The sequence below is a fragment of the Streptomyces sp. URMC 126 genome, assembly GCF_051386555.1.
Lineage (GTDB): Bacteria > Actinomycetota > Actinomycetes > Streptomycetales > Streptomycetaceae > Streptomyces.
The window spans coordinates 1-7,914 of sequence record NZ_JBPQTX010000313.1 but is presented as its reverse complement, the minus strand read 5'-3'; the positions used below and the strand labels follow the sequence as shown (position 1 = coordinate 7,914).

At 74.4% G+C, this 7,914-nt stretch carries 8 protein-coding genes; 4 read left to right on the top strand and 4 right to left on the bottom strand.

What is annotated here, in order from left to right:
• A partial coding sequence (locus ACSNOK_RS27550; RefSeq protein ID WP_436783493.1) for a signal peptidase I occupies positions 1–371 on the bottom strand: 371 nt, incomplete at its 3' end.
• Between the two features lie 84 nt (positions 372–455).
• On the opposite strand from ACSNOK_RS27550, the gene ACSNOK_RS27545 reads away from it, so the two are divergent.
• Positions 456–920 carry a hypothetical protein gene (locus ACSNOK_RS27545; RefSeq protein ID WP_436783492.1) on the top strand — a complete coding sequence of 155 codons (465 nt, stop codon included), beginning with the start codon at positions 456–458 and terminating at the stop codon, positions 918–920.
• On the opposite strand, the gene ACSNOK_RS27540 is transcribed toward ACSNOK_RS27545, so the two are convergent.
• Positions 917–1,807 (bottom strand): alpha/beta fold hydrolase, encoded by an 891-nt coding sequence (locus tag ACSNOK_RS27540; protein WP_436783491.1) that lies wholly within the window; start codon positions 1,805–1,807, stop codon positions 917–919. The genes ACSNOK_RS27545 and ACSNOK_RS27540 overlap by 4 nt on opposite strands.
• Before the next feature lie 112 nt (positions 1,808–1,919).
• On the bottom strand, positions 1,920–3,401 hold the full coding sequence (locus ACSNOK_RS27535) for an APC family permease (RefSeq protein ID WP_436783490.1): 1,482 nt from the start codon (positions 3,399–3,401) through the stop codon (positions 1,920–1,922).
• 182 nt (positions 3,402–3,583) lie between these two features.
• On the opposite strand from ACSNOK_RS27535, the gene ACSNOK_RS27530 reads away from it, so the two are divergent.
• The 3 genes from ACSNOK_RS27530 (at position 3,584) to ACSNOK_RS27520 (ending at position 7,595) form a co-directional block, all read left to right on the top strand.
• Positions 3,584–4,108 (top strand): hypothetical protein, encoded by a 525-nt coding sequence (locus ACSNOK_RS27530; protein ID WP_436783489.1) that lies wholly within the window; start codon positions 3,584–3,586, stop codon positions 4,106–4,108.
• 80 nt (positions 4,109–4,188) lie between these two features.
• Positions 4,189–5,760 carry a multicopper oxidase family protein gene (locus tag ACSNOK_RS27525; RefSeq protein WP_436783488.1) on the top strand — a complete coding sequence of 524 codons (1,572 nt, stop codon included), beginning with the start codon at positions 4,189–4,191 and terminating at the stop codon, positions 5,758–5,760.
• Positions 5,761–5,840: 80 nt separating this feature from the next.
• On the top strand, positions 5,841–7,595 hold the full coding sequence (locus ACSNOK_RS27520; RefSeq protein WP_436783487.1) for an NAD+ synthase: 1,755 nt from the start codon (positions 5,841–5,843) through the stop codon (positions 7,593–7,595).
• Here ACSNOK_RS27520 and ACSNOK_RS27515 read toward each other — a convergent pair.
• Positions 7,567–7,809 (bottom strand): DUF2277 domain-containing protein, encoded by a 243-nt coding sequence (locus ACSNOK_RS27515; RefSeq protein ID WP_436783486.1) that lies wholly within the window; start codon positions 7,807–7,809, stop codon positions 7,567–7,569. The genes ACSNOK_RS27520 and ACSNOK_RS27515 overlap by 29 nt on opposite strands.
• Positions 7,810–7,914 lie beyond the last annotated feature (105 nt).

Sequence of the window (7,914 nt, the reverse complement as noted above, 5' to 3'; positions counted from 1 at the left end):
CCCGAGCCCTCCTCCACCCGGTACCCCGGCACCGACGGCCACCGCACCGTCAGCACCACCGACTCCTCCTCCGCGTACCAGGAGTGGTCCACCCCCTCGCCCCACACCACATAGTCCCCCTGCCCGCTCAACAGCACGCTCCGGCCCGGCAGTTCGACCCGGAACCGGCCGCTGATCAGTACCAGCAGCGCGGTGCGGGCCTCCCCCGTGACCCAGTGGGCGCGGGCGTCACCGGCCGGGTGGACGCCCCACTTGATCTCCACCGCCGTGCTGTGGCGGGGGTCGGCGACGTCCTTGAAGTGCCCGAGCAGCCAGCCCCGGTCGAGGGCCGCGTCCTTGCCCGCGTTGCCCACGTACACCGTGTCGTTCATGGTCCGGGACCGTAGCACCGCCTCGCCTCCCACCCCGGCACCGCCGGTGGACGGCCCCCCTCCGAGGCGGCAGAGTCGGCGCTCATGGAAGACGGACACCGGCCCGACGGCAATGGGCCCAGGCGAATTCGGCGCTACCCCCGCTTCGCGCGCTTCACGGACTCGCCCACCGGCTGGCCCGTGCCCGCCGTGCCGCGGTACGCCTCGGCGCGGCGGGCACGCGAGCTGATCGACACCGCGCGGCGGGAGGGGTTCAGCAGGAAGGCGAAAGGGCTGGAGGAGGTGGACGCGGACGGGTTTCTCGTGACTCCGTATCACCCCGAGCCCTCGCCCCAGCCGAGCTGGATGTGCCACTTGTTCGCGCTCGTCGCCACGGAGTCGGCCGGCCCGGGCCGCGCGCTGCGGGGGCCGTTCCGGCTCGACATCCGTGTGCGCGACTTCCACGCGCTGCCCAGGGCCAAGAGGCGGACCGTGCGGGAGTTCCTCCCGTTCCTGGCCCACAGGGCGTGGGCGGCGGCGGCCTCGGCGGAGAGGGCGAAGCGCGCCTAGGGCGCGGCGGGGACGGTCGTCGAGTGGACCCGGGGCGCCTCCAGGACCGCCGCCGCCACCGCCTCCGGGCGGTCGTACATCAGCAGGTGGCCGGCCGGGGCGACGGTGGTGAAGTGGGCGTCGAGGAGGGCGGCGAGGGCGCGTTGGCGGTCGAGGCGGCGGCGTTCGAAGCGGGAGTCGGAGCCGGTGGCGGCGGCCAGGACGTGGGTGGGGACGGGCGGCAGGGGGTGGTCCGCGCGGAGGCGTTCCAGCTCGGCGGCCACGTCGAAGTAGCGGGCGTTCTCCATCAGCAGGGCGCGCGCCACCCGGCCCGTGCCGTACGTACGGCGGACGAGGTCGGCGGGGACGGGGTCGGCGCCGCCGACGGAGGAGGCGCGGACGGCCAGCCGGCGCAGGGCGGGGCCGAGGGCGCGCGGCAGGCCGGCGGTCGCGAAGGCGTGGCCGCGCGCCCGGGCGGCGGCGGTGCGCAGGCCGCGGGCGGGGAGCGGCCGGGCGTTCTCCTCGACGCTGGTGTCGACGAGGACGAGGCCGGCCGTGCGCTCCGGGTACAGCCGGGCGAACGCCTCCGCGTGGAAGCCGGCCAGGGAGTGGCCGACGACCGTCGCCGGGCCGGTGTGCCCGAGGGCGTCCAGTACGCCCGCGATCCGGGCGGCCTCGGCCTCGGCGGTGGGCGGCTCGGTCTGCGGGGCGCTGAAGCCGAGCCCGGGCCGGTCGAAGCGGACGACCGTGCGGTGCGGGGTGAGCAGGGGGACGACGGGTTCCCAGTCGAACCAGCCCATGCCCAGCCCCGGACTCAGCACGCACACCGGCCCGGAACCCTCGGCGAGGACGTGCAGGACGGTGCCGCCGACCCGCAGCATCCGGCCCGGCGGCCGGCCTTCGCTCATCCTCGTCCACCCCTCGTCCGCGCTCACGTTGGCGGGGAGGTGCGGCGGCGCCGTCCGCCCCTCCCCGTGGGGGAACGGCGGGCGAGGGGCGAGGGTTCCGCAGGGCGGGGGTTCAGTCCGCGTCCGCCGCCGCCCAGTGCGGCCTGCGGCACGCCAGGAACGCCAGCGGCGCCAGGAACCCGATGGTCAGCAGCCCGCCGCCGACGATCAGCAGGTAGCGCCAGAGCGGCTGCCCGCCGAACTGCTCCGGCGGCACGAACCCGATGCACATCGCCGCCAGCGAGGCCGCGAACCCCACCCCCGCGACGAGCCGGACGGCCGGGACGCGGAAGCCGCGCGGCCGGTCCGGCTGGAGCCGCCGCAGCCGCACCACTGCGGCGAACATCAGCAGGTAGACGACGAGGTAGATCTGCGTCGTGATGACCGAGAAGATCCAGTAGGCGCTGGAGACGTCCGGCAGGAAGGCGTACAGCAGCGCGATGACGGTCGTCAGCGCGCCCTGCGCGACGAGGATGTTGCGCGGTACGCCGTTCCGGTTGAGCTTCTGGAGGACGGGCGGCAGGTAGCCCTCCTGCCGGGCGACGAGCAGCAGCCCGCTCGACGGCCCGGCCAGCCAGGTGAGCATGCCGCCGAGCGCGGCGGCGACCAGCAGCACACCGGTGACCTTGGTCAGCCAGCCGACCCCGAAGTGGTCGAAGAAGCCCTGGAACGCCTGCATCACCCCGGCCGTGAGGCTCAGGTCCTCGCCGGGCATCACCCAGCTCACCGCCAGCGCGGGCAGGATGAAGATCAGCAGGACGAGCCCGGTGGCCAGGCCCATCGCGCGCGGGAACTGCCGGCCCGGTTCGCGCAGCGACGCGACGTGCACACCGTTCATCTCCATGCCCGCGTAGGACAGGAAGTTGCCGACGATCAGGACGAGGCTCGCCACGCCGGTCCACGGCGGCAGCACGTGACCGCCGTCCATGGGCGCGGCGGACGGATTGCCCTGCCCGAGGAAGACCAGGCCGAGCACGACGAGCACGACGCCCGGCAGCAGCGTGCCGATCACCAGACCGATGCTCGACAGCCCGGCGACGGCCTTGGTGCCGCGCGCGGAGATCAGCACGCCGGACCAGTAGACGACGACGATGACGAGCGCCACGTACAGCCCGTTGTCGGCGAGCGACGGATCGACGATGTACGCGAAGGTGCTGGCCACGTACGCGAGCAGGCTCGGGTAGTAGGCGATCGTCATCGCGAACTGGCACCAGACGGCGAGGAAGCCCAGCGGCTTCGACAGCCCCTCGCTGACCCAGCGGTAGACGCCGCCCGTCCACCCGGAGGCGAGTTCGGCGGAGACCAGCGCGGTCGGCAGGAGGAAGACGACGGCGGGGAGGAGGTAGAGGAAGACGGCGGCGAGGCCGTAGAGGGCCATGGAGGGCGCGGGCCGCAGATTGGCCACCGAGGCGGTGGTCATCAGCGCGAGGGTGGTCCAGGAGATGAACTGCCCACGGCCGGCGGCGGCGTCGGCGGGCGCGGGGACCGCCGGAGGGGCGTCGGGGGCACGGCCGGCGGGGGGACGTTCGTCCCTGACCTGTTCCGAGAGGGGCATGAGAGGGAGGAGCGTCCTTCGGGGCAAAACAAGCGATCGGTTCGCCCCATCATCGGACAGAGGGCCCGTTCTGCGCACATCCGCTCGACCGGACACCCGTCCGGCCCGCCGTCGGCGCCCATACCCCAGAGGGGTAGGGTGCGGGCACAGACGACGGAAGGTTCCGACTCGGGGAGGGCGTCATGCGCGGGCACGCGGGGCGCGCCGCCGCCGGTGCGTGGTACGGCCGCCTCCTGTTCCTGGCCGCCCTGCTGCTGGGGCTCGTGACCATGCACACGCTCGGGCACCCGACGGGGCACACCGGGAGGGGGACGGAACCGGCGACGGGCACGTCCGTGTCCACGCCGGCGTCGACAGCGGCGGGGGCGCTCCTCGGGCGACACGGAGACGGGCCGGGTGCACACCAGCCCGAAGCGGGCAGCCCGGTCGCGCACCGCAACACTCCGACCGGCAGCCCCGCCTCCCATACCTCCCCCACAACCCCGCACCACCCCCAACCGGACCTGAACCCCTCCTCCGTCTGCCTCGCCGTCCTCGGCGCCGGCTGGGCGGTCGTCCTCTTGCTGCTGGCGTCGGCCGTCCTCCGGCGGCCAGCCGGGCGCGCCGCCGGAGCCGGGCCGCGCGCGCTCGGCGCGCACGCCCTCTGGCCCGTCCCGCCGCCACCCCGGCGGAAGGCCCTCGCCCGGTTGTCGGTCCTGCGCGTATAGGAGCGGACCCCGCGCTCCTCACGCCCATCCGCGGGCACGCGCCCGCGGTCACCGACGACACCCACAGGGGTTCCTTCACCATGCGCACCACCACGCGCCGCGCCGTCCTCGGCGCCGGCCTCGCCTCCGCCGCCGGCGGACTGCTCACCGCCTGCTCGGGATCCGGATCGTCAGGGTCCGGGAAGCCCGTCGCCTACGTCGCCCCCGACGGCGAGGAGGTCGCCGCCGCCGAGGCGCGGCGCCGCCGGTCCGGCGGCCCGGTCCGGGAGGTGAAGCTGACCGCCGCCGCGACCACCCTCGACCTCGGCGGCCGGAAAGTCTCAAGCTGGGCATACGGCGACGCCCTGCCGGGCCGGGAGGTCCGGCTCACCGCCGGCGACACGCTCGCGCTCACCCTCGCCAACCACCTCCCCGAGCCGACGTCCCTGCACTGGCACGGGCTCGCCCTGCGCAACGACATGGACGGCGTCCCGGGCGTCACCCAGCGGCCCGTCCGCCCGGGCGGGTCGTTCACGTACCGCTTCGCGGTCGACCGCCCGGGGACGTACTGGTTCCACCCGCACTCCGGCACGCAGCAGGACCGCGGCCTGTACGCGCCGCTGATCGTCGAGGACCCCAAGGAGCCGCTGAAGTACGACAAGGAGTGGGTCGTCGTCCTCGACGACTGGGTGGACGGGGTCGACGGCAGCACCCCGGACGCCGTCCTCGCGGAACTCGCCAAGGGCATGAGCGGCGGAGGCGGCCACGGCGGCATGGACCACGGCGGAGGCGGCGGGATGGGCGGCATGCACCACATGGCGGCCGTCCAGCCCACCCCCGAAGGCCCGTCGCGGATGCTCATGGGCGCGACCAGCCCGCTCCTCGGCGGCGACGCGGGCGACGTCGCGTACCCGTACTACCTGGTCAACGGCAGGACCCCGGACGCCCCGAGCACGTTCACCGCGAAGCCCGGCGACCGCGTCCGGATCCGGATCGTCAACGCGGGCGGCGACACCGCGTTCCGCGTGGCGCTCGGCGGCCACCGCATGACCGTCACCCACACCGACGGCTTCCCGGTCGAGCACGTGGAGACGGACGCGCTGCTGCTGGGCATGGGCGAGCGGTACGACGTGCTGGTGACGGCCGGAGACGGCGTCTTCCCGCTCACCGCGCTCGCGGAGGGCAAGAAGCGGACCGCCCTGGCGCTGCTGCGCACCGGCGGCGGCGCGGCGCCGGCCGCGGACGTCCGCCCGGCCGAGCTGAACCGTACGCCGCTCACCGCGGACCGGCTCAAGGCCGCCGGATCCGTCCGCCTCAAGGAGCGCCGCCCGGACCGTACGCTCACCTTCGAGCTGACGGGGTCGATGGAGCGCTACGACTGGGCGCTCAACGGGCGGCGGTACTCGCCCTCCGAGCGCTACCCGGTGGCGGCGGGCGAACGCGTGCGGCTCGCCTTCGTCAACCGCAGCGCGATGTGGCACCCGATGCACCTGCACGGCCACACGTTCGCCCTGCCCGGCGGCGGGCCGCGCAAGGACACGGCGATCGTGCTGCCGGGGCGGCGCCTGGAGGTGGACTTCGACGCCGACAACCCCGGGCTGTGGATGCTCCACTGCCACAACGTCTACCACGCCGAGTCGGGGATGATGACGCTGCTCGGCTACCGGAAGTAGCCGCGGGGAGGCGGCGGGGCCACCCCCGGGTGGCCCCCTTCCACCCCCCATCGCGTCAGGAAGACGATTAAACTGGCGGCGTGGCCCGACTCCGTCTCGCACTGCACCAGACCGACTCCACCGTCGGCGATCTCGCCGGGAACGCGGAGTCGGTGCTCCGCTGGGCCCGCCACGCCGCCGGACAGGGCGCCCACCTCGCGGTCTTCCCCGAGATGGCGCTGACCGGCTACCCCGTCGAGGACCTCGCCCTCCGCTCCTCCTTCGTGGACGCGAGCCGCGAGGAACTGCGCGCCCTCGCCGCCCGGCTCGCCGACGAGGGCCTCGGCGAACTGCCCGTCGTCGTCGGCTACCTGGACCGCTGCGAGGAGGCCCGGCCCCGGCTGGGCCGCCCCGCGGGCGCGCCGCTGAACGCGGCGGCGGTCCTGCACGGCGGCCGGGCGGTGCTCACGTTCGCCAAGCACCACCTGCCCAACTACGGCGTGTTCGACGAGTTCCGGTACTTCGTGCCGGGCGACACCCTGCCGGTGGTCCGGGTGCGCGGCGTGGACGTGGCGCTGGCCATCTGCGAGGACCTGTGGCAGGAGGGCGGCCGGGTGCCCGCCGCCCGCGCCGCCGGGGCCGGGCTGCTGGTCTCCGTCAACGCCTCGCCGTACGAGCGGGAGAAGGACGACACCCGGCTGGAGCTGGTGCGCAAGCGCGCCCAGGAGGCCGGCTGCACCGTCGCCTACGTCGCCATGACCGGCGGCCAGGACGAGCTGGTCTTCGACGGCGACTCCATCGTCGTGGACCGTGACGGCCGGGTCGTCGCGCGCGGGCCGCAGTTCGAGGAGACGTGCCTGGTCCTGGACCTGGACCTGCCGGAGGCGCCGGCCGCGGCGCCCTCCGGCACGGTGGACGACGGCCTGCGGATCGACCACGTCACGATCTCCGCCGACCCGGCCCCGGCCGCGGAGCCGGCACTGCCGGGCACGATCGCCGAGCACCTGGACGACGACGCCGAGGTCTACCAGGCCCTGGTGACGGGCCTCCGCGCGTACACCGTCAAGAACGGCTTCCGCAGCGTCCTCGTCGGCCTCTCCGGCGGCATCGACTCCGCCCTCGTCGCGGCCATCGCGTGCGACGCGGTCGGGGCCGCGAACGTGTACGGCGTCGCCATGCCGTCCCGCTACTCCTCCGCGCACTCGGTCGCCGACGCCGAGGAACTGGCCCGCCGCACCGGCCTCCACTTCCGTACGGTGCCGATCGCCCCGATGTTCGACGCCTACATGGGCGCCCTCGGGCTGACGGGACTCGCCGAGGAGAACCTCCAGTCCCGGCTGCGCGGCACGATGCTGATGGGCATCTCCAACCAGGAGGGCCACATCGTCCTCGCCCCGGGCAACAAGTCCGAGCTGGCGTGCGGCTATTCGACCCTCTACGGCGACTCGGTCGGCGCCTACGGCCCGATCAAGGACGTCTACAAGACGGGGATCTTCCGGCTCGCGCGCTGGCGCAACCGCCACGCCGAGGAGCGCGGCGAGACCCCGCCCATCCCCGAGAACTCCATCACCAAGCCGCCGAGCGCCGAACTCCGCCCGGGCCAGGTCGACACCGACTCCCTCCCCGACTACCCGGTCCTCGACCGCATCCTGGAGCTGTACGTCGACCGGGACCGGGGGTACGCGCGGATCGTCGCCGAGGGCTTCGACGAGGAGCTGGTGGCGCGGGTCCTGCGCCTGGTCGACACCGCCGAGTACAAGCGGCGGCAGTACCCGCCGGGTACGAAGATCTCCCCCAAGGGCTTCGGCAAGGACCGCCGCCTGCCGATCACGAACCGCTGGCGGGAGCGGATCTGACCCGCCCGCTCCCCCGCACCTCCAGCCCGCCCAGCAGCCGCGCCGTCGCCTCCGCGACCTCGTCGACGGCCGCGTCGAAGACGGCCTTGTTGTGCGCGGCCGGCGCCCGGAAGCCGGAGATCTTACGGACGTACTGCAACGCGGCGGCGCGGACGTCGTCCTCGGTGGGGGCGGGGGTGGCGGGGGGCCTGAGGGTCTTGATACTGCGGCACATGCTTCCAGTGTGCGCCTGCGGGGTGGCTGTGCCCCGGTCCCGCCCTCTCACCGTTTCCTGGGGCTGCCGCCCCAGACCCCGCTTGTCGCGGCTTCGCCGCTCGTC

Bases quoted from the DNA above. Each gene is read 5' to 3' on its own strand.
- ACSNOK_RS27540 (WP_436783491.1), bottom strand. From the start codon at position 1,807: ATGAGCGAAGGCCGGCCGCCGGGCCGGATGCTGCGGGTCGGCGGCACC.
- ACSNOK_RS27530 (WP_436783489.1), top strand. From the start codon at position 3,584: ATGCGCGGGCACGCGGGGCGCGCCGCCGCCGGTGCGTGGTACGGCCGC.
- ACSNOK_RS27535 (WP_436783490.1), bottom strand. From the start codon at position 3,401: ATGCCCCTCTCGGAACAGGTCAGGGACGAACGTCCCCCCGCCGGCCGT.
- ACSNOK_RS27515 (WP_436783486.1), bottom strand. From the start codon at position 7,809: ATGTGCCGCAGTATCAAGACCCTCAGGCCCCCCGCCACCCCCGCCCCC.
- ACSNOK_RS27525 (WP_436783488.1), top strand. From the start codon at position 4,189: ATGCGCACCACCACGCGCCGCGCCGTCCTCGGCGCCGGCCTCGCCTCC.
- ACSNOK_RS27545 (WP_436783492.1), top strand. From the start codon at position 456: ATGGAAGACGGACACCGGCCCGACGGCAATGGGCCCAGGCGAATTCGG.